20 protein-coding genes and 1 riboswitch are annotated in these 23,613 nt (G+C 41.1%); of the genes, 2 read left to right on the top strand and 18 right to left on the bottom strand.

What is annotated here, in order from left to right; genetic code table 11:
* Nucleotides 1-54: 54 nt before the first annotated feature.
* Nucleotides 55-870: a glutamate racemase gene (racE, locus tag N1I86_RS12885; RefSeq protein ID WP_040341997.1), complete on the bottom strand. Its 816-nt coding sequence runs from the start codon at nucleotides 868-870 to the stop codon at nucleotides 55-57.
* Nucleotides 871-2,053: 1,183 nt separating this feature from the next.
* On the opposite strand from racE, the gene ltrA reads away from it, so the two are divergent.
* Nucleotides 2,054-3,316, top strand: coding sequence for a group II intron reverse transcriptase/maturase (gene ltrA / locus N1I86_RS12880; RefSeq protein WP_341095173.1), 1,263 nt, complete (start codon nucleotides 2,054-2,056; stop codon nucleotides 3,314-3,316).
* Nucleotides 3,317-3,525: 209 nt separating this feature from the next.
* Here the strand turns inward: ltrA and N1I86_RS12875 are convergent, their stop codons facing one another.
* The 8 genes from N1I86_RS12875 to N1I86_RS12840 all read right to left on the bottom strand — a co-directional run bounded on the left by N1I86_RS12875 (nucleotide 3,526) and on the right by N1I86_RS12840 (nucleotide 12,932).
* Nucleotides 3,526-4,857, bottom strand: coding sequence for an IS4 family transposase (locus N1I86_RS12875; protein WP_003354357.1), 1,332 nt, complete (start codon nucleotides 4,855-4,857; stop codon nucleotides 3,526-3,528).
* A 164-nt stretch (nucleotides 4,858-5,021) separates the two neighbouring features.
* Nucleotides 5,022-5,690 carry a hypothetical protein gene (locus tag N1I86_RS12870; RefSeq protein ID WP_341096622.1) on the bottom strand — a complete coding sequence of 223 codons (669 nt, stop codon included), beginning with the start codon at nucleotides 5,688-5,690 and terminating at the stop codon, nucleotides 5,022-5,024.
* A complete protein-coding gene (locus tag N1I86_RS12865; RefSeq protein ID WP_341096620.1) occupies nucleotides 5,659-6,021 on the bottom strand; it encodes a PadR family transcriptional regulator in 363 nt (120 codons plus the stop codon). Before N1I86_RS12865 ends, N1I86_RS12870 begins: the two co-directional genes overlap by 32 nt.
* A 370-nt stretch (nucleotides 6,022-6,391) precedes the next feature.
* Entirely contained in the window at nucleotides 6,392-7,462 is a 1,071-nt protein-coding gene (locus N1I86_RS12860) for a hypothetical protein (RefSeq protein WP_341096619.1), read from the bottom strand.
* A 1,519-nt stretch (nucleotides 7,463-8,981) separates the two neighbouring features.
* Nucleotides 8,982-9,206 carry a helix-turn-helix domain-containing protein gene (locus N1I86_RS12855; protein WP_003355567.1) on the bottom strand — a complete coding sequence of 75 codons (225 nt, stop codon included), beginning with the start codon at nucleotides 9,204-9,206 and terminating at the stop codon, nucleotides 8,982-8,984.
* A 523-nt stretch (nucleotides 9,207-9,729) separates the two neighbouring features.
* Complete coding sequence (sdhB, locus tag N1I86_RS12850; RefSeq protein ID WP_003355568.1) at nucleotides 9,730-10,494, bottom strand: succinate dehydrogenase iron-sulfur subunit; 765 nt, start codon at nucleotides 10,492-10,494, stop codon at nucleotides 9,730-9,732.
* Between the two features lie 26 nt (nucleotides 10,495-10,520).
* The gene (sdhA, locus tag N1I86_RS12845) at nucleotides 10,521-12,272 is read right to left on the bottom strand and encodes a succinate dehydrogenase flavoprotein subunit (RefSeq protein WP_003355569.1); all 1,752 of its coding nucleotides are present in this window, start codon (nucleotides 12,270-12,272) and stop codon (nucleotides 10,521-10,523) included.
* A gap of 51 nt (nucleotides 12,273-12,323) precedes the next feature.
* The gene (locus tag N1I86_RS12840; protein ID WP_003355571.1) at nucleotides 12,324-12,932 is read right to left on the bottom strand and encodes a succinate dehydrogenase cytochrome b558 subunit; all 609 of its coding nucleotides are present in this window, start codon (nucleotides 12,930-12,932) and stop codon (nucleotides 12,324-12,326) included.
* Nucleotides 12,933-13,272: 340 nt separating this feature from the next.
* On the opposite strand from N1I86_RS12840, the gene N1I86_RS12835 reads away from it, so the two are divergent.
* Nucleotides 13,273-13,698, top strand: coding sequence for a YslB family protein (locus N1I86_RS12835; protein ID WP_003355572.1), 426 nt, complete (start codon nucleotides 13,273-13,275; stop codon nucleotides 13,696-13,698).
* Nucleotides 13,699-13,849: 151 nt separating this feature from the next.
* Here N1I86_RS12835 and N1I86_RS12830 read toward each other — a convergent pair whose 3' ends face one another.
* The 9 genes from N1I86_RS12830 to N1I86_RS12790 form a co-directional block, all read right to left on the bottom strand.
* Nucleotides 13,850-15,085: an aspartate kinase gene (locus tag N1I86_RS12830; RefSeq protein WP_003355573.1), complete on the bottom strand. Its 1,236-nt coding sequence runs from the start codon at nucleotides 15,083-15,085 to the stop codon at nucleotides 13,850-13,852.
* 101 nt (nucleotides 15,086-15,186) lie between these two features.
* Nucleotides 15,187-15,366: riboswitch (Lysine riboswitch) on the bottom strand.
* A 69-nt stretch (nucleotides 15,367-15,435) separates the two neighbouring features.
* Nucleotides 15,436-17,205: an excinuclease ABC subunit UvrC gene (gene uvrC, locus N1I86_RS12825; protein ID WP_327805422.1), complete on the bottom strand. Its 1,770-nt coding sequence runs from the start codon at nucleotides 17,203-17,205 to the stop codon at nucleotides 15,436-15,438.
* 133 nt (nucleotides 17,206-17,338) lie between these two features.
* Nucleotides 17,339-17,509 carry a hypothetical protein gene (locus tag N1I86_RS12820; RefSeq protein ID WP_270583740.1) on the bottom strand — a complete coding sequence of 57 codons (171 nt, stop codon included), beginning with the start codon at nucleotides 17,507-17,509 and terminating at the stop codon, nucleotides 17,339-17,341.
* A gap of 297 nt (nucleotides 17,510-17,806) precedes the next feature.
* The gene (gene trxA / locus N1I86_RS12815) at nucleotides 17,807-18,121 is read right to left on the bottom strand and encodes a thioredoxin (protein WP_003355576.1); all 315 of its coding nucleotides are present in this window, start codon (nucleotides 18,119-18,121) and stop codon (nucleotides 17,807-17,809) included.
* 213 nt (nucleotides 18,122-18,334) lie between these two features.
* Nucleotides 18,335-19,315 carry an electron transfer flavoprotein subunit alpha/FixB family protein gene (locus N1I86_RS12810; RefSeq protein WP_048623794.1) on the bottom strand — a complete coding sequence of 327 codons (981 nt, stop codon included), beginning with the start codon at nucleotides 19,313-19,315 and terminating at the stop codon, nucleotides 18,335-18,337.
* Between the two features lie 32 nt (nucleotides 19,316-19,347).
* Entirely contained in the window at nucleotides 19,348-20,121 is a 774-nt protein-coding gene (locus N1I86_RS12805) for an electron transfer flavoprotein subunit beta/FixA family protein (RefSeq protein WP_048623795.1), read from the bottom strand.
* A gap of 68 nt (nucleotides 20,122-20,189) precedes the next feature.
* Entirely contained in the window at nucleotides 20,190-20,963 is a 774-nt protein-coding gene (locus N1I86_RS12800; RefSeq protein ID WP_003355580.1) for an enoyl-CoA hydratase, read from the bottom strand.
* Nucleotides 20,964-20,993: 30 nt separating this feature from the next.
* Nucleotides 20,994-21,581, bottom strand: coding sequence for a TetR/AcrR family transcriptional regulator (locus N1I86_RS12795; RefSeq protein ID WP_341096617.1), 588 nt, complete (start codon nucleotides 21,579-21,581; stop codon nucleotides 20,994-20,996).
* Nucleotides 21,582-21,694: 113 nt separating this feature from the next.
* Nucleotides 21,695-23,392 carry a long-chain-fatty-acid--CoA ligase gene (locus tag N1I86_RS12790; protein ID WP_341096616.1) on the bottom strand — a complete coding sequence of 566 codons (1,698 nt, stop codon included), beginning with the start codon at nucleotides 23,390-23,392 and terminating at the stop codon, nucleotides 21,695-21,697.
* Nucleotides 23,393-23,613: the final 221 nt, after the last annotated feature.

The following is a 23,613-nucleotide window of genomic DNA, read 5'->3' as shown; positions in this document are numbered from 1 at the left end:
TATACGAGCTGGTGAGGAAAATTAGACCGTTTTCCAAAAGAAATTCGCCGCAGTTTAAAAAACGAGTTCATTTTCATCTAAACGAATCGTAGAAACATCTATCGTTGGATCTTGGAGCCAATCGGAAGCGATCTTATAAAACAGCTCTTTAGATCCGGTTGTAAAGAATCGATTAGGGAGACAAGATTTCTCCATGTTTAAAAGTTCTTTATAATGCAATATGGCGCTCACTTCTCTTGCTGTTTCTTCTCCTGAACTAATCACCGCAACATTTTCGCCCATGAATGACGAAATAATGGGTTCAAGAAGCGGATAATGAGTGCAGCCTAATATCAACGTATCCAATTGTTTATCTTTGAGCGGCAGCAATGTTTCCGCTACAATTTTTTTGGCCATGGCACTATGATATTCCCCGCTTTCTACCAAAGGAACAAACTTAGGACATGCAAGCGGAAAGATCTTTACATTTTTATTGATAGAATGAAGAGCTTTTTCATACGCACGGCTTTTAATAGTGCCGAGCGTACCTAGAACCCCAATACGAAAATGTTTTGACATTTTAATAGCCGCTCTCGCTCCGGGATGAATGACTCCAATAACCGGAATGTCGAGTGCTTCTCTAATCTCGTCGAGAACAGCAGCCGTTGCTGTATTGCAAGCGATCACGAGCATCTTGATATCATAACGAAGCAAATAGCGGGTCATTTCCCAAGTAAATTGTTTGACCTCTTCCACGGGTCTAGGCCCATAAGGACATCTGGCTGTGTCACCAATATAATATATCGTTTCATGAGGGAGCTGCCTCATGATCTCAATAGCAACTGTAAGACCCCCAACTCCGGAATCTATTACACCTATTGGCCTGTTTATCAACGTATCTCGCCTCATTCTTTTGTATTTTCTGGTTGCATCTTTCTGATCATGTCATCCGTTTTAGATGATCACTCTCTAAATATGCGATAAAAACCATTGCTGCTGAAACACTTTTTTCATTTTTTCTCCCTTAAACGGCACGAACGGATCTTCCGCAATATTTTCTTATTGGCAAATTGGCAGCGCCGTTTTACAAACGTTTCGTTCGTTTTTTCAATTTCTGAAAAGAAATGCTTCAAAACTCAAAGACTATATCCTTTATCTCCATGAGCCATTGAGAATGCCTCTTTGTTCTATTTCTTTATGTATATATGAAAATTTTCATTCCTAAACCGACATTCTTTTCGCTCTAAAAGTTTCCTAGTTTATTCATTTCTTAACGAACTCTATGAGAAAAGAAGCTTCAGCAGTCTATCAAACATTTTCTCGTTTTTTACTTTGTTTTTCAAGAGTGAAGATCCGCCTATTTTTTCACGGAACAATGCGGGAATATCCTTATTTTTCAAAAAACAACAGACAAGAAACTCACTCTTATGGTTAAAAGCCATCCCGGTTTCTTTCAGATGTGTACAACTTTCTTCCTTTTTTAATCACTCATCCGTTTCTCAATCGTCGAGGGACTTCCTTTTGTGTGCGCCCGGCATGGGTGTAATCTATAGGGTGAAAGTCCCGAGCTGCGAAGGCAGAAGTAGCAGTTAGCTTAACGCAAGGGTGTCCGTGGTGACGCGGAATCTGAAGGAAGCGGGCGGCAAACTTCCGATCTGAGGAACACGAACTTCATAGGAGGCTAGGTATCACTGGGTGAGTTTGCACAACAAAACAAAGCCCTTTCTGCCGAAGGTGATACAGAGTAAATGAAGCAGATGGATGGAAGGAAAGATTACACTCTTACCCGGGGAGGTCTGATGGATACGTGAAGTAGCCTTCATAACCTACTTAGTGATAAGTAGCTGAGCCATCAGAAGTCAGCAGAGGTCATAGTACGAATTGGTCTAGAACAATTCGGAAGGACTGAACAATTAAGAGAGAATAGCCCTTTGCATTCAGTGTGTCATGTTGAACACAGAAAACGTAGTACCTCACTTGAGGAAGGAAACGGTGAATCCCGTGGGGGACCTCTTGGAGGGTGGAGTGACCACTGGCATAAGAAGATAAGCTATTCACGGAAGGAAGAATAACAATGCTTTTGAATCAAATCCTGTCACGGGAGAATATGCTTTTAGCTTTACAAAGAGTAGAAAAGAACAAAGGTAGCCATGGAGTAGATATGATGCCCGTACAAAACCTACGTCAGCACATAGTCGAAAACTGGATATCCATTAAAGAAGCAATTCTCAAGGGTACCTATGAACCAATGCCTGTTCGAAGAGTCGAAATCCCGAAACCTGATGGCGGTGTTCGGTTACTAGGTATTCCAACCGTAACAGACCGTTTGATTCAACAAGCAATGGCCCAAGTATTATCGAGGATATATGACCCTATGTTCTCCGAACATAGTTATGGGTTTCGTTCAAATCGAAGTGCTCATGACGCAGTTAGGAAAGCAAAAGGCTATATCAGAGATGGTTATAGATGGGTAGTAGACATGGATTTAGAAAAGTTCTTCGATCGAGTGAATCATGACAGGCTGATGAGTACATTAGCCAAGACTATTAAAGAAAAGCCACTATTGAAGCTAATCCGCAAATATCTACAAGCTGGTGTCATGATTAATGGTGTGGTATCTAGGACAGAAGAAGGGACGCCGCAAGGTGGCCCCCTAAGCCCTTTACTTTCGAATATTGTACTAGATGAACTAGACAAAGAATTAGAGAAAAGAGGGCATAAATTTGTTCGTTATGCCGATGACTGTAATATTTACGTGAAGTCAAAACGGGCTGGTGAAAGAACCATGGCTAGTGTCAAACGATTTATTGAGGGAAAACTTCGTCTAAAAGTCAACGAGAAGAAATCTGCGGTTGACCGACCATGGAAACGAAAGTTTCTAGGATTTAGTTTTACACCTTCAAAAGAGCCAAAAGTTCGGATTGCCAAGCAAAGTCTAAAACGAATGAAGAAAAAGGTGCGAGAAATCACGTCAAGAAAAATACCATACCCAATGGAATATTGGATTAAGAAACTTAACCAATATCTACTTGGATGGTATGGATATTTTGCATTAGCAGACACAAAGAGTATCTTTGAAGATTTGGATGGCTGGATTCGACGAAGACTCCGGATGTGTTTATGGAAAAACTGGAAGACCTCAAAGACCAGGATACGCAACCTCATAAAACTAGGAGTTCCTGAATGGAAAGCTTATGAATGGGGGAACAGTCGCAAAGGTTATTGGCGAATCTCAAAAAGTCCCATATTACACAGAACCCTTGGAAACTCCTATTGGAGTAACCAAGGGCTTAAAAGTCTACAGAAACGTTATGAATTCTTGCGTCATTTATCTTGATTGAACCGCCGTATACGGAACCGTACGTACGGTGGTGTGAGAGGACGGGGGTTAATCACCCCATACCCGTCAAGTTAGCGGTATAAAATTTTTTAGGATGATACGCATGTTCGAAAAATCAATCAAAGGATGAAGAGAAAACCAAATGCTGGGCATGCCAAATAACCCTCAAGAAGAGGGTTATTTGGCATTTATATCCATGACCCACACTACCATATCCCCAATTTCTTTAAAAGATCCGATACCGTTTCCTCTCCTTTCCTTCGGTCTTTCCTCGCGTGTTTCCTTAACAGAGACAGGAGAGATGGAAGGGCGGTTTCCATCGCTTGGGGATGCAAAAGAAACCGATGCCAATACGATTGGAGGATATTAAGCGCTTTCCATTCACTGATCTCGATTCCCTCCCGTTGATGCCAATACCTTCGGGCTTGGAACAGAAGAGTCTGCGTGACTAAAATGGCAATCAATGTCCCATATAAGTGGCATTCGAATCGTTCCTTCTTCATCTTTTTGACACGGTCAAGATCAAATAAGGATTTCCAGCCCTTAAATAACAGCTCCACTTGCCAGCGCAGCGAATACAGCTCATAAACTTGTTGCGCATCAAACGATTCTTGTGGTAAATTGGTCAGTAAGATGTGATATTTCTTTTGTTCAAGGGTTTGGCGTGACAGCGCCTTCCCTTTCTTTTTTTCCTTTTTCCGCACGTACGCCAGCCGTTTTTCCCATTCTTCCGCCGTGAGACGGCGAAAAATCAGACGCGGAACATACAGGCGTTGGTGTCCGATATACACGTGTTCCACTTCCACGGCTTCCCCCTCGCCCAATCGATTTCCTATCGATTCCCAATCCCATTCGTGCCACTCCCCGTCCTGCTTGATATAGACTTTGATATCGGAACGCAACCGGGTAATATAATAAGCACCTCGAGCATCAATCTCCGCCAGCGTGGCGAGTGAAAAAAACCCCAGATCCCGAATGCAAAGGTCATTCGGTAAAATCGTGTGCTGGGTATGATAAGCAAAACGGGCATCGGAATCATTGGCCTGTTGGACGCACAGCTGAAGACAGGTTCCCGATAACAGCTCATACTCAAATTGGATTTTGGCGCCAGATGAAACCGAACCTTGATAGTCCTCACCATAGTCGGTCGGAAGTAAAAAACTGGTAGAGTCTAAGATCCGCAGACGGGTGAAACAAGCGCGATACGTTTCGGTGATGGAAGAGAGTGCCGGACGTTGATGCATCAGGAGAGTAAAAAAGACCTCTTTTAAAAACGCCACGGCACGAGGCGTAAACCGCTGATTCAGTCCTTCATTCGAGAGAGAGCAATCATGCCAGAGCGCCAAATCGGCACACAACCGCTGAAGCGACTGACAGGCGAGCGATCCGTCTCCCCAAGCACATAGCGTCAGAAAGGCTTCCGCTGTTAATGAACGCTGCCGCTGAATGAATCCGACTTTCCGTGCCAGACGAGTCAGTTCTTCATAGGAGAAGAGTTGACGAATCGTTTTTATCCATGCCTTCATCTTTTTTGCCATCAAAAAATAATCCTTTCCAACGATGATTTTCGTTAGAAAGGATACCATGTTTTTGGCGCTGAAAAAAGATCAAATTCTTAACTTGATGGCTATGGTTAATCACCCCCTCCTACTCGATTAAAAGCGTCTTTACATGACCTTTTTGCTTATTAGAAAAACAGCTGTCAAAATATATCCACATGCTTAAACACAACTTTATGGATCATCCAAAGCAAAAGGCCGATCAGCAAACTAGCCCATGCAGGTATTGGAATGACAGGCAGAATATCTTTTAAGAAAAAATAGATGACGAGCGGTAAAAAATAGGCGATCGTAATAGGAAAAACATATCCTAATAATACGCGGACGCTAAATTTCTTAAACGTGGATTCCCTCAGAAACAATAAAATAATGTCGATGACAAGACACATAAAAATAGGTGTAAAGAAATAATCAACAGAAAACCCTTTTACCGGAGGCAGATCGGTAAATTGGTTTAACAAAGGATAAATGATCAATCGGGAAATGCCGTCTATGAAAAAAACAATATACAAGCCGATCCCAAAGATGAAGGCAAAACGACTGAACTTGAAATACGATTGTTTGCCCATTGTTTGCACGACTTCTTTGCAATAGGATTCCGGATTTTTGCCAAATACGTCTTCCGCCGACCGCCCTTCTTCTTGGGCGATCAGCAAATGGTCCAGCATTTCCAGCAGCAGTTCCTCCGTCTTTTTTTCCGGAATGGAACTGAGCCGCAAATAAACAAGCATGTTTTCATAATACTTCCTGTTTTCCTCGTTCAACTGCTTCCGTCGTTCATTATTTACTTGGATCATCTCTTCTGCTGTCATGGTTCTCACTCCTTTGATTCAAAATATGATCGACCGCAACCTTCAGGTCCATCCAATTTTCTTTAAATTCTTCCAACTGTTGTCGCCCTGAATCGGTCAACCGGTAATATTTTCGTTTTGGACCGTTCGGAGAATCTTTCAGAGTTCCAGAAATAAGATTCTCTTTTTGCATGCGCAGAAGCACCGGATAAATGCTTCCTTCACTCACAAACGTCAATCCATACTCGACCAGCTTCATGCTTAATTCATACCCATAAATTTCTTCACGGGCAATCACCGCCAAAATACATCCTTCTAAAACTCCTTTCAGCAATTGACTTTTTAATGACAAAGATCATTCACCACACATTCCTCTATCTTGCCAAAACTTAGGAAGATCAAAACCATGATCAAACACGGTATCTTGTTAAACAAGTTACTCAGCCAAAAAAAGATACTGACTTGCAAAACAAGGTAGTAACTTGAGTATACCAACACAAACGTAAGAAATCAAGATTCATTTTTATTAAATTGGAAAAATTTGTAATCACATGGTTGAATAGTCGCTTTCATATAAAAGTAATTGGTATTCCAACAGACAAACTGATTATCACATGCATATTTATTCTAAACTACTTTAAATAAAAAAAGCCGGCATCCCACTAAGATTTATTCCTTGTGGGGTACCGGCTTTTATCTTGTAGAAAGAGAAAAAAGAAAGGCTATTTTACTTGTTTTTTGACTTCCATCCAGTCTTTTCCTAATATATGGTGGTTTCCGTTTGTTAGACGAATCCATTCTTCGACAAATGGTTTGCCTTTAGCTAGTTGTTTAGCGGCATCTGCGTTATGAACAATATCTCCTTTTTGATAGGTGCCGCTTTGAGGCATGGATGATTTCACAAAATGCCTTGTGTCTCCTTCCATCCAAAAATATCGTTCATTATTGTACTGCCTGACGATCGGGATCACAGGATGGATGGGAAAGTAATCATCCGATCGAAACAGCCTGTCTTCCATATAAAAATTATCCGCTTTGATACTCGCTTTGTTTTCGATTGTAGAGGTTCCGTAAAATTTTCGTAAACGCGGGGATCCGATAACGTTATTTTTTCTTTCACGAAAACCGTCCATGACGATGTTGGCGTTATTTCCCACGGAAAGAATGGAGTAATTCGGCGCTTTCTTTTCATCGAATCGGCTGTAGACAAGAGATGTGTTTCGGATAGTGGTTTTCGAATCTCCGTCTATATAGAAAAAAGAACCATAGTTTTCACTCGGTTCGTATCCTTCAAAGTGAATGCTGTCGAGATCGATGTTGCTTCCGCTTAGAATGATCCCCTTGCCGTATAAACCATGTTCGATATTCAACTGCATAATAATCCCATCATCAAATCCTTTTAGTACCATACCGTATTTCGCTTGCAGTTTTGTTTTTTTGTTGTAGTCATTCCAATTCACCGCATATATATTCGATATGACATTTCCTGTATTTCCCCTGCTTGCCAAATACATGGCGGAGTGACGAAAACGAGTAATACGGATATCACGAATAGAGGAAGAATAGAGATGAACTTTGCTGTTTTCACGAAGATAGATGCCGCTAGTATTGCTTTCAATATACAATCGTTCCAGAACCGCTCCGTCTCGTAATCCAGTTTTTAAGTAGATTCCGGTGCCATTGGGAACTTTCTCTTTAGAAGAAGGAAGGGAAGAATGACCGATGTATAAATCAGATATGTATGGAACGCCACCTGTGATGAGCACAGGCTGAGTGGTGTCCGTTTGAACCAATTTAGATTTGCCTCTTCCCTCACCAATCAGGCGCATATTCTCTTGTTCAATCGGCCTATTTATGAGGTATGTACCCGGAGGGATTCTCGTTTCATGGCCATCCATCAATGATTGCTGAATCGCACAAAAATCAACCTCTAAATTTTTCCAATCTACATTAGGTCAAATAGTTTATATATTTTGAATGCTTCTTAAAAGATGGAGAATGGATAAAATTTCTATCTAATTACCTATGCTTTTATTACTTTTTTGGCCAGGAAAATGGAAAAAAAATACTGTTAAAAAATTGTTAAATATTTGTGTATTTTGTTGAAAATTGGTTATTTAAATGAACAACAGGTCTCAAATTTAACCAAAAAGCCTTACTTTGCAGGAGTTTCTTTCATAAGAGTTATAAATACCCATTTTCACTTTCTATAGGAATATAATGATTTCGATTTCTTATGATATTTCTCGTAATTTTTCTCTTGTTTACGAAAAAGCTTTTGACTAAAAATGAATTAACATTTTACGTTTTAATCCGATAAAACACAGATCAAATTGAAGTTTTCTGAATACCAAAGACGATCCTGTTATTTCTGCTTTTACTAATTTGTTTCCATTCATCACAATATCGGGGATTGTAAAACATAGCCAAATCTTATTGAAATTATAAAAGCAACTGCGCAAAAACAAGAGATTGCCCCAAAAAGAAATTTCACCCTTTCGAAGCAATCTCTTCATTCTATTTAGGAGACTATATATTCTTTTTAAACAAATCGAGCTGAATGGTTAGACTGATAGCCGCTTACAATTTTGCCATCCACCATCTCAAGCCACAGATCGATTGAAAACGTGATTTGAACATGTGTTTTCCGATCTACGTCACAAATTTCTCCTTCAGTTGTCCCCTTCGCTCTATCCTTTTTCCAACCATTCCTCCGTTGTAAGATGGGCTTTTCCTTCAAAAAAATGCACACCTAAACAAAAAGATAGGACTGGAAGTGTTAAAAAATTCCACATAGGCCAGTCCATTGTTCCTCTTCGAAAAAACAGCTGCCATCAGATGCACGGCAAATGAATTCTAAAAGGCTACAGCATCTGAAAGAACTGATTTACTTGAATGCTCCATTCTGTTCACCGGCTCTCAACATCTTTCTAACAAATGTTGATAAAAGGTTCATTTATATTATCCTTATCAACGAAAAGCAGCTGCAAGTCCTTTGGTGCTTGGATTAAAGCATTGATGTCTAATAAAGATCCAAGATTCATAAAAAGGTATTTGCTAATATTTGGCCTTGTTTGAAATCATTCATCCATGGTAAACTCAAAAACTTATTGAATAAAACAGCTTCAAAAACTGCGCATCCAATAATCGTTGGTTGTACAGTGTTAAAATCGTTGAGATCAAACAGATAGATGAAATCACAATGATCAACATATCTGTTAATGATCCGAAAAATCACCTATAGTCGTACGTTAACGTATTCAAGTATGGACAGACAGACAACCGGCATGCCCATTGACACGCCGGTCGCCGCTATAGTTTTAATTCACCCATACGTAGGAGTTCGACTACTGCTTGAGAACGACCTTTGACACCTAATTTTTGCATGGCATTCGAAATATGGTTCCGGACAGTTTTCTCGCTGATGAATAGTTCTTTGGCGATTTCTTTTGTTGTTTTATCTTGAACCAATAGCTCGAAAACTTCTTTTTCTCTTTTGGTCAGCAATGGTTTATGTGAAAATTCGCGATCCTTCAACTATAATTACCCTCCTTGCCTTCGCCAGCTTTAAAACAAAAGGGATGGGTCTAGCGTCGTCATGATATCATATGAAAAATCCAACATATCAGTGACTTCACAAAGGCAAGGGTTGCGAAATAGGCGAAAAATAGTTTCTTCTCCTAAGACATTCGCTTCAGTCTTTCATCATCGTTCTTTTTAAGAACAGCATGATCGATCACTGTCCGACAAAAATAATATAATCCCCCACCTGACCATTTTTCTTTCATTGTATTCTTATATGCTCATACTGCGTTTTTGTGATTCACTTCTAAAATGTGGATTCCATGTAAGGCATTGTTTAGCTCAAGTGATTAAATATGGTATAAAATCCTTTCCGAAAAATTCTCATCATCAAAAGAAAAGGGCATTCTCATCTCACCATATAAAATTCACATATGAATCTGACTAACTGTCGCTCATTAAGGCAATATGATCTATTCTGGACTTTAGGTCTGTAAAAAAAGCCTCCAACACTTGGTTGAAGGCTTTTGGAAGGATATTACACCATATAATCGCTTCCGAAGAATTTTTTAAAGGAATGGATGGTCGTTTCTCTATTTAGCGCCGCAATGGAAGTTGTAAGCGGGATGCCTTTCGGGCATGCTTGTACACAGTTTTGCGCATTTCCGCAGTTTGCAAGACCGCCATCCCCCATGATAGCATCAAGACGTTCGTCTTTGTGCATAGCACCTGTTGGATGCGCGTTGAATAACCGCACTTGAGATAGCGGGGCAGGTCCCATAAAGTTTGAATGGCTGTTTACATTTGGGCACGCCTCCAAGCATACACCGCAAGTCATACATTTGGATAGTTCATAAGCCCATTGACGTTTTTTCTCCGGCATCCGCGGACCAGGTCCTAGATCCCAAGTTCCATCAATCGGAATCCACGCTTTTACTTTTTTCAACGAATCAAACATACGGCTGCGATCGATTTGCAAATCGCGAATAACCGGAAATGTTTTCATCGGCGCAAGACGAACGGGTTGTTCCAATTTGTCGATCAAAGCAGCACATGCTTGACGCGGTTTTCCATTGATCACCATCGAACAAGCTCCGCATACTTCTTCCAGACAGTTCATATCCCAAGCAACCGGAGTTGTTTTTTCCCCTTTAGCATTGACCGGATTGCGGCGAATTTCCATCAAGCAGGAAATTACATTCAAATTGGGACGGTAAGGGATTTCAAACTCTTCTTCATAAGGGGCTGAGTCCGGATTGTCTTGACGAGTTACAATTAAGCGGATCGTTTTCTTTTCACTCATCACTATGTCGCCTCTTTCTCAATAGATTAGTGTTTTTTCGTGTAGTCGCGAACACGCGGTTTAATCAAAGAAATGTCTACATCTTCATAGTGGAAAGCTGGAGCACTGTCTTCTCCTGTAAATTTCGCCATTGTTGTTTTCAGCCATTCCTCGTCGTTACGATCAGGGAATTCTGGTTTATAATGAGCACCGCGGCTTTCATTGCGGTTATATGCTCCAATCGTAATCACTCGTGCAAGATGAAGCATGTTCTTCAATTGGCGCGTAAAGCTGGCCCCTTGGTTGCTCCACTTAGCTGTATCGTTAATGTTAATGTTTTTCCAACGTTCCATCAGTTCGACAATTTTTTCATCCGTTTTGAGCAATTTATCGTTGTAACGAACAACTGTAACGTTTGCCGTCATCCATTCACCGAGTTCTTTATGGAGAACGTAAGCATTTTCCGTTCCGTCCATCTTCATAATTTGATTCCATTTTTCTTCTTCTTGTTTTCTGTAGCGGTCAAATACAGTAGAAGAAATAGCATCAGAGCTTTTTTCCAATCCGTTGATGTATTTTACGGCATTTGGTCCGGCCACCATTCCACCGTAAATGGCGGATAGTAAAGAATTGGCTCCTAAGCGGTTCGCTCCGTGTTGTGAGTAATCGCATTCTCCTGCTGCAAATACCCCCGGAATATTCGTTTGTTGTTCATAGTCCACCCATAGTCCACCCATTGAATAGTGAACGGCCGGGAATACTTTCATTGGAACTTTATGTGGATCTTCTCCCATGAATTTTTCGTAGATTTCGATAATACCACCCAGTTTTACATCCAGTTCATGCGGGTCTTTGTGGGAAAGATCGAGGTATACCATGTTTTCCCCATTGATTCCTAGTTTCAAATCAACACAGACGTGGAAAATTTCACGTGTCGCTATATCACGCGGAACAAGGTTTCCATAAGCCGGATATTTTTCTTCAAGGAAATACCACGGTTTTCCATCTTTATATGTCCATACACGTCCGCCTTCACCACGAGCCGATTCGCTCATTAGACGAAGTTTATCATCGCCCGGTATGGCGGTCGGGTGGATTTGTATAAATTCACCGTTCGCATAATATGCGCCTTGTTGATAAACGATTGATGCAGCAGAACCAGTGTTGATCATGGAGTTCGTCGATTTCCCAAAAATAATTCCCGGTCCCCCGGAAGCCATAATAACGGCATCAGCAGGGAATGATTGAATTTCCATCGTCGTCAAGTTTTGTGCAACGATGCCTCGGCAAATTCCTTCATCATCCAAGACAAGGCCAAGAAATTCCCATCCTTCATATTTCGTTACCAATCCCGCCACTTCATGTCGACGAACTTGTTCATCAAGAGCGTATAATAGTTGTTGTCCCGTTGTAGCACCGGCATAAGCTGTGCGGTGATGTTGAGTTCCTCCGAAACGGCGGAAATCAAGCAATCCTTCCGGTGTCCGGTTAAACATAACGCCCATGCGGTCAAACAGCGAGATAATTCCAGGCGCCGCTTCACACATTGCTTTTACAGGAGGCTGATTGGCTAAAAAGTCTCCTCCGTAAATCGTGTCATCAAAATGAATCCATGGCGAATCTCCTTCACCTTTTGTATTGACAGCTCCGTTAATGCCACCTTGAGCACAAACAGAGTGAGAACGCTTTACCGGAACTAATGAAAATATATCCACCGGAGTTCCTAACTCCGCTATTTTCACTGTTGCCATTAAGCCGGCTAAGCCGCCTCCAACTACGATGATCTTTCCTTTACTCATGGACACTCACTCCTTTTTTACCTAATGATGTACATCATCCATCTGCCTATCTCATACAAAAGCGAACAAAGCAGAAAGGCCGACATACGAAAGCAATACGAATACCAACAGTGAAACATACGTGAAAACGCGTTGAGAACGAGGCGTCACAATGATTCCCCAACTTACGCAGAAAGACCATAAGCCGTTCGAAAAATGGAAAATGGCCGATACAACCCCTACTATGTAAAAAGCTAGCATATATGGATTTGATAGAATATTAGCTACCATATCATAGTTAACTTCTTCCCCCATGGCTGCTTGAACGCGTGTTTCCCAAACGTGCCATACAACAAAGATGAGCGTGAAAATTCCTGTTAAACGCTGCAAGAAAAACATCCAATTTCGGAAATAACCGAAATTTCCCAAATTATTTTTCGCCGTAAACGCAATATATAAGCCGTAAATTGCGTGATATAAGAGCGGCAAAAAGATTAACACGATCTCTAATAAATAAAGCAACGGCAAGCTTTCCATAAACTTCGCCGCACGGTTAAAAGATTCCGCTCCCCTAGTGGCAAAATGGTTCACAATCAAGTGTTCAGTCAGGAATAATCCTATCGGAATTACACCTAGTAAAGAATGAAGCCTTCGATTAAAAAATTCACGATTTCCTGCCATACGGTACCCCCCTTGGTTATGAGCCGCCAATCAACATTTCTACAAAAAGAAATGTTTTCTGGCAACTGCCATCATTTTGTAACAATTATTTGACAAGTTCATTGTAACCCCATCACTGGAAAGCGTCAAGAAAACGTCTACATATTTTTCTATATTAATAAAATGACCAATTATAAAAAAAGTCGATCAATTCAACAGAATGTATTTTAGCAGAATATAAATATTTTTCAGCTTAGAGACAAATATTCCACACCTATAAAAAATCGATCGTGGAATGAAAAAAAGTTTTTTCATCTCCATCAGTCTTGTATATAATGGATACAGAAAGTAGGGATTTCAAATGGAGAATCATAAAGACATTATTCCACAAGAGCCGCAATCTGTTTCGATGTTCGCCTATGAGCTGTACCGGGATATTTTGTTACCGGAAATATTCGGCAAAGACACGGCGGACATTTTCTATTGGGCAGGAAAACAGCTTGCAAGAAAATTTCCTCTTCTATCTATAGATGAAATCTGCTCTTTTTTTGAAGAAGCTTGCTGGGGAACGCTCCAGGTGATAAAAGAAGAAAAAAAAGAGTTGCTGTTTGAATTATCAGGTCCTATTGTATTACGAAAATTTGACATATATTCTGAACCATTTTTTTCGTTGGAAGCAGGTTTTTTAGCGGAACAAATTCAAACGCAGAAAAACGTGACTGCCGAAGCGATAGAAGAGGTACATAAACGTTCCAAAAAAGTCCGTCTTCTCGTGAAATGGGAATAACGGCATCTTTTCTCGTCTATTTGCATTAAAATGGTTGTCTTAGAAACTATGGTTTCGAGAATCTGCTTTCCCCAGCTTCTTTCTTTTTTCTACATAAGCCAAAAAGACGGATGGGCAATAAAACATCCGTCTTTTAATCATTTGACAACGATCAGATCGTCGCTTTTGTTTTTTGTTGAGCCAGCCCAAAACCATCATGAAGGACTTGAGCGGCTTTTTCCATATCTTTTTGATCTATGACTGTAGACACCTTAATCTCCGAAGTGCTGACCATTTTGACAGAGATATGGTTTTCAGCCAAAATGGCAAACATTTCAGCGGCAACTCCTGGGTTGGAAATCATTCCGGATCCTACAATCGATACTTTTGCCAGTCCTTCCTCATATGTAATCGAATCAAATCCAAGCTTTTCTTTATTTCGTTCCAATACATGGATGGTGTCATGCAAATCATCCGTTTTGATAGAGAACGACACACTGCCAGTTTGATCATGGATGCGGCTTTGAATAATAATATCGACGTTGATGCCATGATCCGCCAGAACGCCGAAAATGGAGGATAAGCTGTTGATTTCATCCTTTAAGCCTTCTACGGTAATTCTCGTAATGTCATCTTCAAATGCTACGCCTCTTACCACCAAATTCTGTTCCATCGATATTTCCTCCTCAATGATCGTTCCATTTTCCCTTTCCATGCTCGATCTTACAACAAGCGGGATGCTGTAATTTTTTGCAAATTCAACCGCGCGTGGATGCAAAACACCTGCTCCTAAATTGGCTAACTCCAACATTTCATCATAAGAAATGGAAGAAAGTTTTCTCGCCCCTTTGATATATCTTGGATCTGAGGTGAACACGCCAGTCACATCGGTATAAATGTCGCAGCGTTCCGCTTTCAACGCCGCCGCCAGCGCCACCGCCGTTGTATCCGATCCTCCTCGCCCGAGAGTCGTAATTTCACCGTCTTCTGTGACGCCTTGAAAACCGGCTACGACCACTATCTTTCCTTCTTCAAGCAAACTACTCAGCTTTTTTGTTTCAATATTGAGTATACGCGCATTCCCGTGAAGTTTTTCCGTCTGAATGCCGGCTTGCCATCCAGTGAATGAAATGGCCTCAAACCCTTTTTTGATCAAAGCGGTTGTCAAGAGCGAAATCGTCACCTGTTCTCCAGTCGACAGCAACATATCCATTTCCCTTTTGGGAGGATGATCATCGATGGCCTTAGCGAGTTGGACAAGCTGGTCGGTCGTTTTCCCCATTGCGGAAACGACGACCACCACATCATTTCCTCTCTTTTTTTCTTCGATTACACGATTGGCCACATTGAAAATTCTGTCTATATCACCGACAGATGTTCCTCCAAATTTTTGAACAATAAGTCCCAACAAAGATCCCCTGCCTTTTCATTGATTCACTTCTAAAACGCAAACAGGCAATGAGAACCAAATCTCATTGCCTGTGAAGATGTAATAAGAAAATACATCAAGCGTGAGATAGCTCTCCAAGACGATTCCATCTTGACAGTTCTGCATTTCTTAAACACAGAACCAGCAGAAAAAGGAATGAGCCTTTCACTGCTTCGGCGGCCGTCCCCTTTCCAAACTTTTCATGGAAGCTCATTCTTCTCCAAGCTTGTACTCTTGAACTCCGCGCCTCTATCATCACTTTTACGTATGAAAGTGATTTTATTTAATTTTAGGACATTATAGCATAATGGGATTTTTATGACAACGCGCTATTTCAACTTTTCCTTAATGTTGCGGGCGATCTTTTCGGGAATACCTATTTTCGTAAACTCTTCTAATTCTGCTTCTTTCATTCTTTTTAATGATCCGAAATGTTTTAGCAGAAGTTTTTTCCTTTTCGGTCCGACTCCCTCAATATCATCAAGTGCGGATCGAAAAGCGGTTTTTCCCCTCAGCTGCCGATGAAAGGTAATGGCAAAACGATGCACTTCATCCTGAATTCTTTGCAGCAAATAAAACTCTTGACTGTTCCGCTTTAATGGGACAATCTGCAGAGGATCGCCAAATAATAACTCTGATGTGCGGTGTTTTTCATCTTTGGCAAGCCCTGCAACCGGAATCGACAAATTGAGTTCATTTTCCAATACATCTTTTGCGGCTTCGACTTGCCCTTTTCCACCATCGATCAAAATTAAATCGGGAAGCGGCAATTGTTCCTTTAATACCCTTGTATATCGTCTTCGAACCACTTCTCTCATCGATTCATAATCGTCCGGACCTTGAACGGATTTAATCTTATATTTGCGATACTCCTTCTTTTCAGGTTTTCCATCGATAAAAACAACCATGGCGGAAACAGGATCCGTGCCTTGAATATTCGAATTATCAAATGCTTCAATTCGCAATGGGGTGGATATTCCCATCGCTGCCCCTAGTTTTTCAACCGCTTTGATCGTTCTTTCTTCGTCTCTTTCGATAAGCGAGAATTTTTCTTGAAGAGCGATCGCCGCATTTTTTACCGCCATCTTAACTAATTCTTTTTTTTGCCCTTTTTTCGGCTGAATCATTTTGACTTGGATCAGTTGTTCCGCCAACTCGATGTCCACGTTTTCAGGCAGCAAAATTTCTTTCGGCTTTATATGATGGGCTTTGGAATAAAATTGTCCGAGAAAGGTTAAAAATTCTTCCTCATCTTCATTGTAAATGGGGAACATCGAAACATCTCTTTCGATCAGCTTCCCCTGTCTGACAAAAAAGACTTGAACACACATCCAACCTTTGTCAACGGCATAACCGAATACATCACGGTCCGTAAAGTCGTTCGTTGTTATTTTTTGTTTTTCCATCGTCGCCTCGATATGGGCAATTTGATCCCGATATTCTTTTGCTCGTTCAAATTCGAGATTTTCCGCCGCTTCAGACATCTTTTTCATCAATTCATCTTTAATCTCTTGATAGCCGCCATTTAAGAAACGGGTAATTTCCTCCGTCATTTTTTTGTACGTTTCTTCCGGGACATGATTGACACAAGGAGCTAAACATTGGCCTAAATGATAATATAAGCAGACTCGATCGGGAAGAGTGGAACATTTTCGCAAAGGGTATAGCCTATCGAGCAGCTTTTTCGTATCATTCGCCGCTCCCACATTCGGATAGGGTCCGAAATATTTGCCTTTATCTTTTTTTACCTTTCTTGTTGTAATCAGGCGAGGATGCCGTTCCGCTGTCAATTTTATATAAGGATAGCTTTTGTCATCCTTGAGCATGACATTATATTTCGGATCATGCTTCTTTATTAAATTCATTTCCAATATTAACGCTTCAATGTTAGAAGAGGTTACAATATATTCAAAGTCTTCAATCTCGTTGACCAGCCGCTGGGTTTTCCCGTCATGAGACCCGGTGAAATAAGAACGAACCCGATTTTTCAACACTTTTGCTTTTCCGACGTAAATGATCGTTCCATGACGGTCTTTCATTAAATAGCAGCCAGGCTGGTCGGGAAGAAGAGCTAATTTATGCTTGATTATATCGTTCATGATCGCCACCTCCTGGACCACCTGGTGAACCAATTTCACTTTCATCTGTTTGTAGTGAGAGCTTCTTTAAAGACTCGTATATTTTAGCTGAACGATTGCCTATATACAAGAACCATTTTATGTTTTCCCATGTTCAAAAACGTTCATGTTCATACATTGGATCGCTGACACCATTTTCGTTTCTTCTGTATTGATTCGTTTCACCGTGAAAATGGGAGACTTCTCGCAAACGAATGGAGAAAACAATCACGCACCCGCTTTTTTCTTGCTTTGGCTGTTTTGGCATGCATACTCGGCGATTCACCCGCCATTCTTCTCATTTTAAGAAGGCTACCCTTTCCAAATGAAACGGGTCACCCTATTTCATTTGGAAAAAGTAAAACAGCCATTTTCAAGAAAACGGTTGTCATCGTCCTGTTGAGACACTCGTTAATATTCCTTTCATTGAAAAAAGTTAAGTCTTTTCCATTTCATAAAAAACCAAAATCATGCTGATCCAAAATAAAAAGGCAAGCCCTCAACTCAATAACATTGAGATGCTTACCTTCGATTTTACCGCATTCCTCGAAATGACGGAGAATTATGAGTGCGGCAACATTCATTAAGCGTGTTTATTAATGAGTTCAGTTAACGCTTCTTTCGGTTGATATCCGATGACTTTATCCACTATTTCTCCATCTTTAAACAAGAATAAAGTCGGGATACTCATAACACCGAATTTTCTGGCCGTTTCTTGGTTTTCATCCACGTCCAGTTTCACGATCTTTAATTTATCATTCATTTCTGCATCAATTTCTTCCAAAACTGGAGCAATCATTTTACAAGGTCCGCACCACGGAGCCCAAAAATCGGCTAAAACAAGACCGCTGCTTGTTTCAGAATCAAATGTTTGATCAGTAGCTTTAACAATAGCCATTATTACCAATCCTCCTTATTTCCTTTCAGGTACTAGGGACAGTATACCATCCTTTAAATTGGAATGCTAATTTTTTGTTTGCAATTTGCATTTTCCCCGATCTACTTGAATTCTATTCTTTATCTCTATTACAAAAGCAGCGGTCAAACGTTTTTAATCAAACATCCAATCAAAAAACGGCCTCGACAAATCCATGGCCGTTTTTTGATTGGCTTACGAAGAAGCTATCTTTAATTTTTTGAATTCTTCTGTCAATATCGGCACTACTTGGAATAAGTCTCCAACGATTCCGTAGTCGGCTACGCTAAAAATATTTGCTTCCGGATCTTTATTAATGGCTACAATCACTTTTGAGTTGGACATCCCGGCCAAATGCTGAATGGCTCCCGATATGCCGCAAGCAATATAAAGATCAGGCGTAACCACTTTTCCCGTTTGTCCAATTTGCATAGAGTAGTCGCAATATCCCGCATCACACGCTCCTCGAGAAGCTCCCACCGCACCGCCAAGGACATCCGCCAGTTCTTTCAGCACTTTAAAGCCCTCTGCGCTTTTTACGCCGCGTCCCCCGGAAACAATCACTTTAGCTTCCGTTAAATCTACTCCTTCGCTCGCTTTCCGCACCACTTCTTTTACCACGGTGCGTATGTCTTTAATATCGGCTTGAACAGATGTGACTTCGCCGGTCCGGGATTCATCTTTTTCAAGAGGTATAATATTATTCGGGCGGACTGTAGCAAAAACGATTCCATCCGTGACTATTTTCTTTTCAAACGCTTTTCCCGAATATATCGGGCGAGTAAAGACGATGTTTCCCCCTGCAATTTCGACCGCCGTCGCGTCGGAAATCAGCCCTGTATTCAGTTTGCTGGCGATCTTAGGGGACAAATCTTTCCCCAGTGCCGTATGGCCAAAAACAATGCCATCTGGCTTTTCTGATTCGACCACTGCCAAAAAAGCTTGAGCATATCCATCTGGTGTATATTGTTTTAATTGTTCATTCTCAACCACAACAACTCGATCCGCTCCGTAATGGATGAGCTGTTCCCCTAAGTTTTTTATCGAATCACCTATGATGACGCCAACTACTTCTCCGCCTTCCGCTATTGTTTTACCCGCAGACAAAGCTTCAAACGAAATGTTTCTGAGTGCTCCTTCACGAACTTCTCCTAATACCAACACTTTTCGTGCCATATTCGACCCTCCTGTTTCTTGTTCCCTTTCCATTACACTACTTTTGCTTCCGTATGCAGCAATTGAACCAGCTCTTTTACTTGATCACTTAAATCGCCTTCCAATATTTTTCCTGTTTCTTTTTTTGGAGGCAGAAACACTTCAATCGTTTTCGTTTTTGGTTCAACATCCTCTTCTTCAAGATCCAAATCATCCAGTTCTAATTCATCAAGCGGCTTTTTCTTCGCTTTCATGATTCCGGGAAGCGACGGATAACGAGGTTCGTTTAATCCTTGCTGTGCCGTTACGAGCAACGGCAGGGAAGTTTCAATGACTTCCGAATCCCCTTCCACATCACGGATCAATTTTGCTTGCGTCCCCTTTATTTCAATCTCAGTGATCGTTGTCACATATGGAATGCCTAATAGTTCTGCTACACGCGGCCCCACTTGCCCGCTGCCGCCGTCTATCGCCACATTCCCCGCTAAAATCACATCCGCCTCTTTATCTTTTAAAAATTCAGCCAAAATTTTCGCCGTTGTAAATTGGTCCCCGTCTTCTAAATCGTCTTCAACATTGATTAAAACCGCTTTGTCAGCTCCCATCGCAAGAGCAGTGCGCAGTTGTTTTTCACTTTCTTCGCCTCCGACGGTTACAACAGTCACTTCTCCGCCGTGAGCATCACGGATTTGAATAGCTTCTTCAACGGCGTATTCATCATATGGATTGATGATGAATTCCGCACCCTCTTCATCAATGGATCCATTGGTAATCGTGATTTTTTCTTCCGTGTCAAACGTTCTTTTTAACAACACAAAGATGTTCATTCGTCTCCCTCCTATATCATAATATTCATACTTTTAATACTGTTCAGATAATTAAATGGACAAAATGTCTACTCTCCTTTAAAAACAGGAGCTCGTTTTTCGATAAAAGCTTTTATCCCCTCTTGCCCATCTTTCGATTCAAAAACTTTGCCGAACCATTCAGCTTCTTTCTCCATCCCTTTTTGAAAATCGCCTTGCTTGGAATAATTTAATAGTTCAATAGCCGCTTTCAGTGAAAGCGGACTCTTCTTCGCAATTTTTGCTGCTAATTCCCGTGCCCGCGGTAGAAGTTCTTCCTCCTTGCAAACATCGTTGGCAAGCCCCCATTGAACCGCTTCACTTCCCGAAATCGGTTCACTTGTAAAAAGCATCTCGGCTGCCTTTCCGGTACCGACATAACGAGGCAGTCGCTGGGAGCCGGCAAAACCAGGGACTAACCCAAGGCTAAGCTCCGGTAAACCTAATTTGCTATTTTCCGTCACAAGGCGAATGTGGCAGCTCATGGCTAATTCCAAACCTCCGCCCAATGCCGCTCCATGAATAGCGGCAATTACAGGTTTGGAGAAATGTTCAATGCGATTAAACACTTGCTGCCCATGAGAAGCGAGAGAAGAAAATTTTTTGCCATCTTTGACAGTTGCAAATTCCTTAATATCCGCTCCCGCGGAAAAAAATCTCCCTTTTCCGTAAATAAGTACCACTCGGACATTCTGCTCGTTCTCCAATTCATCCAAGAGCAAATCCAATTCTGAAATGACCTCATTCGCTAAAGCGTTTGCAGGCGGGCGATCCAAAATCACTTCCGCCACATTTCCTTGTCGTTGCCATGAAAGATATTCCATTTCCTTACCATCCCCTTATACAACGGAAAATCATTTTTCTCCTAAAAACCCCTTTAATAACAGTTTGGCTACAGTTGGTGCGAGAGCCACAAGGTCATATTTTTGTTTGTTCATGACCCATGTTGTAGCGATTTCATCGATCGTCCCAAACAGTATTTGACGAGCTAGGCGAGTATCAAGATCAGGAGCAAATTCCCCGCTTTCCACTCCTTCGCGAAGAATTTGCTCTATAAAATCTAAATATTCTTTCAACACATTATTGATGCGTCGGCGTAATTCTTGATTGGACTGCCTTAGTTCCAGCTGCGTTACTACTGCCAATTTCGGGTTTTGAGAAAGAATTCGAAAATGATTTTCTATCATCATGAATATTTTCTCTGCAGCCGTTTGTTTCCCTGCTATGACTTCTTTAATTTTTTCGATGAAATTCGCCATTTTTTCTTGAAACAATGAAATTAAAATGTCTTCTTTATTTTTAAAATACAAGTAAATGGTGCCGTCGGCTATTCCCGCCTGCTTGGCGATCTTTGAAACTTGTGTTTGATGATAGCCGTTTTCGGCAATCGTAATCACGGCCGCGTCAATGATTTGATGGTATTTCGGTTTGTTTCTTCTCAAGACAATCCCCTTTCAAACTACACATCATCATTTATGAATGATCATTCATTCATAAATGAATCTTATCTTTTTTCTCCCATACTGTCAATAGAAAGGTTCATCATTATTTTTTCTTATTCAGCTTCTTTTTCGTTTTTGCCTAAATTTTCTTTTTCTTCTTCTGTAAGAGCACGCCGCAATATTTTTCCCATTGCGGTTTTCGGCAATTCTTCCCGAAACTCGTAAATTCGTGGTACTTTGTAGGCTGCCAAACGTTTTCGGACAAAAGCATCCAACTCTTTTTCCGTTGCAACCGCGCCTTTTTTCAGTACAACATAGGCCTTGACAGTTTCCCCACGGTAAGGATCCGGAACCCCGGCTACGACAGCTTCCTGAACCGCTTCATGTTCGTACAGAACTTCTTCCACCTCGCGAGGATAAATATTATAACCTCCTGCAATAATGATATCTTTCTTGCGGTCGACGATGTAAAAAAATCCTTCTTCGTCCATGTAACCGATATCCCCTGTCAAAAGCCAGCCGTTTCGCAAAACGGCCGCTGTCTCCTCGGGACGATTCCAGTACCCTTTCATCACTTGCGGCCCCTTTACAGCCAACTCGCCAATTTCATGAGGGGGAAGCGGATCTCCGGTTTCCAGCGATAAAATAGCTGCATCTGTATCCGGCCAAGGGAGCCCTATGCTTCCTTCCGCCTTTCTGCCCCACAGTAAATTGGCATGGGTAACAGGAGAAGATTCGCTTAATCCGTAACCTTCCACTAATTTTCCGCCTGTCACTTCTTCAAATTTTTTCTGGACTTCTAACGGCAATGGAGCCGATCCGCTAATACAGCATTTAATGGAGGAAAGATCATATTTGCTGATATCAGGATGGTTGAGCAAACCAATGTACATCGTTGGCGCACCGGGAAACAAAGTGGGACGTTCTTTTTCAATCGTCTTTAGTGTCGTTTTGACATTAAATTTCGGCAATATAATCATTTTATAAGCTTGCATAACGGATAAAATCATGACAGCCGTCATTCCATAAACATGGAAAAATGGGAGCAGCGCCAATACCGATTCTTCCCCTTTGCGGCACTTGTACAGCCAAGCGTCAATCATGGAAGCGTTTGCAACAAGGTTTTTATGAGTCAGCATGACCCCTTTTGGGAATCCCGTTGTTCCCCCCGTGTACTGCAAAAGAGCAAGATCTTCTTCAAAATCGAAATCTTCATCGATTTCATTCGCCGTTTCGTTTTTCAAAACCACATCAAATAAATGAATGTTCCCTCTATGATGCACTTTTACCAATATTCCTGTTTGTTTTTTTTGCATTTGAGAATAGATAGTATTTTTAGGAAAGGGTAAATAATCTTTGATAGCTGTGACAATGACATGTTCAATGTCCGTCTTGTCCATGATCTTCGCCACTCGAGGGTAAAGAACATCCAGCGTAAAAATCACTTTTGCACCTGAATCCTCCATTTGGTATGCCAGTTCTCTTTCCATATAGAGCGGATTTGTCTGTACGACGACGCCACCAGCGTATAGTACACCGAAGTATCCGATCACGCTTTGGGGACAATTAGGAAGCATGATCGCCACTCTGTCTCCTTTTTGCACGCCAATTTTGCGCAAATATCCCGCTAACTTTAAAGCAGATTCATACACTTCTAGAAAGGTCATTTTCTTCCCCATAAACTGGATGGCCGTGTTCCCGGCATATTCTTCGGCTGCTCGAGTTAAATAGGATTGAATCGGAATAGGCTCATATGAAAGTGTAGCAGGAATTTCCTCTGGATAATGTTTAAGCCATGGTTTATCCGTCATCGAACTCCCCCTTCGATATTTTTGGAAAATTTAAAATATTATATACAAATTATACAATATATTTATCCTATTCACAATCAAAGAAAAAAGATCGAACCTCCCTCCAAAATCGAAAGAGGTTCGACCTTTTTAAGCAAAAAAGACTAAATATATGATTCCAAGAATAAAAAATGCTCCGCAGCAAACAAGCAGCACTTTGGCCAATTTTTCCATTGTTTCAT

The organism is Bacillus sp. FSL W8-0116 (genome assembly GCF_038003825.1).
In the GTDB taxonomy this organism is placed as follows: Bacteria; Bacillota; Bacilli; order Bacillales; family DSM-4216; genus Bacillus_O; species Bacillus_O smithii.
Note: the sequence above shows the minus strand (reverse complement) of the source record. Positions and strands in the feature narration are given on the sequence as shown.

Coding starts and splice junctions, on each gene's coding strand:
- ltrA (WP_341095173.1), top strand. CDS start 2,054: ATGCTTTTGAATCAAATCCTGTCACGGGAGAATATGCTTTTAGCTTTA.
- N1I86_RS12875 (WP_003354357.1), bottom strand. CDS start 4,857: ATGGCAAAAAAGATGAAGGCATGGATAAAAACGATTCGTCAACTCTTC.
- N1I86_RS12870 (WP_341096622.1), bottom strand. CDS start 5,690: ATGACAGCAGAAGAGATGATCCAAGTAAATAATGAACGACGGAAGCAG.
- sdhB (WP_003355568.1), bottom strand. CDS start 10,494: ATGAGTGAAAAGAAAACGATCCGCTTAATTGTAACTCGTCAAGACAAT.
- sdhA (WP_003355569.1), bottom strand. CDS start 12,272: ATGAGTAAAGGAAAGATCATCGTAGTTGGAGGCGGCTTAGCCGGCTTA.
- N1I86_RS12840 (WP_003355571.1), bottom strand. CDS start 12,932: ATGGCAGGAAATCGTGAATTTTTTAATCGAAGGCTTCATTCTTTACTA.
- N1I86_RS12835 (WP_003355572.1), top strand. CDS start 13,273: ATGGAGAATCATAAAGACATTATTCCACAAGAGCCGCAATCTGTTTCG.
- uvrC (WP_327805422.1), bottom strand. CDS start 17,205: ATGAACGATATAATCAAGCATAAATTAGCTCTTCTTCCCGACCAGCCT.
- trxA (WP_003355576.1), bottom strand. CDS start 18,121: ATGGCTATTGTTAAAGCTACTGATCAAACATTTGATTCTGAAACAAGC.
- N1I86_RS12810 (WP_048623794.1), bottom strand. CDS start 19,315: ATGGCACGAAAAGTGTTGGTATTAGGAGAAGTTCGTGAAGGAGCACTC.
- N1I86_RS12805 (WP_048623795.1), bottom strand. CDS start 20,121: ATGAACATCTTTGTGTTGTTAAAAAGAACGTTTGACACGGAAGAAAAA.
- N1I86_RS12800 (WP_003355580.1), bottom strand. CDS start 20,963: ATGGAATATCTTTCATGGCAACGACAAGGAAATGTGGCGGAAGTGATT.
- N1I86_RS12790 (WP_341096616.1), bottom strand. CDS start 23,392: ATGACGGATAAACCATGGCTTAAACATTATCCAGAGGAAATTCCTGCT.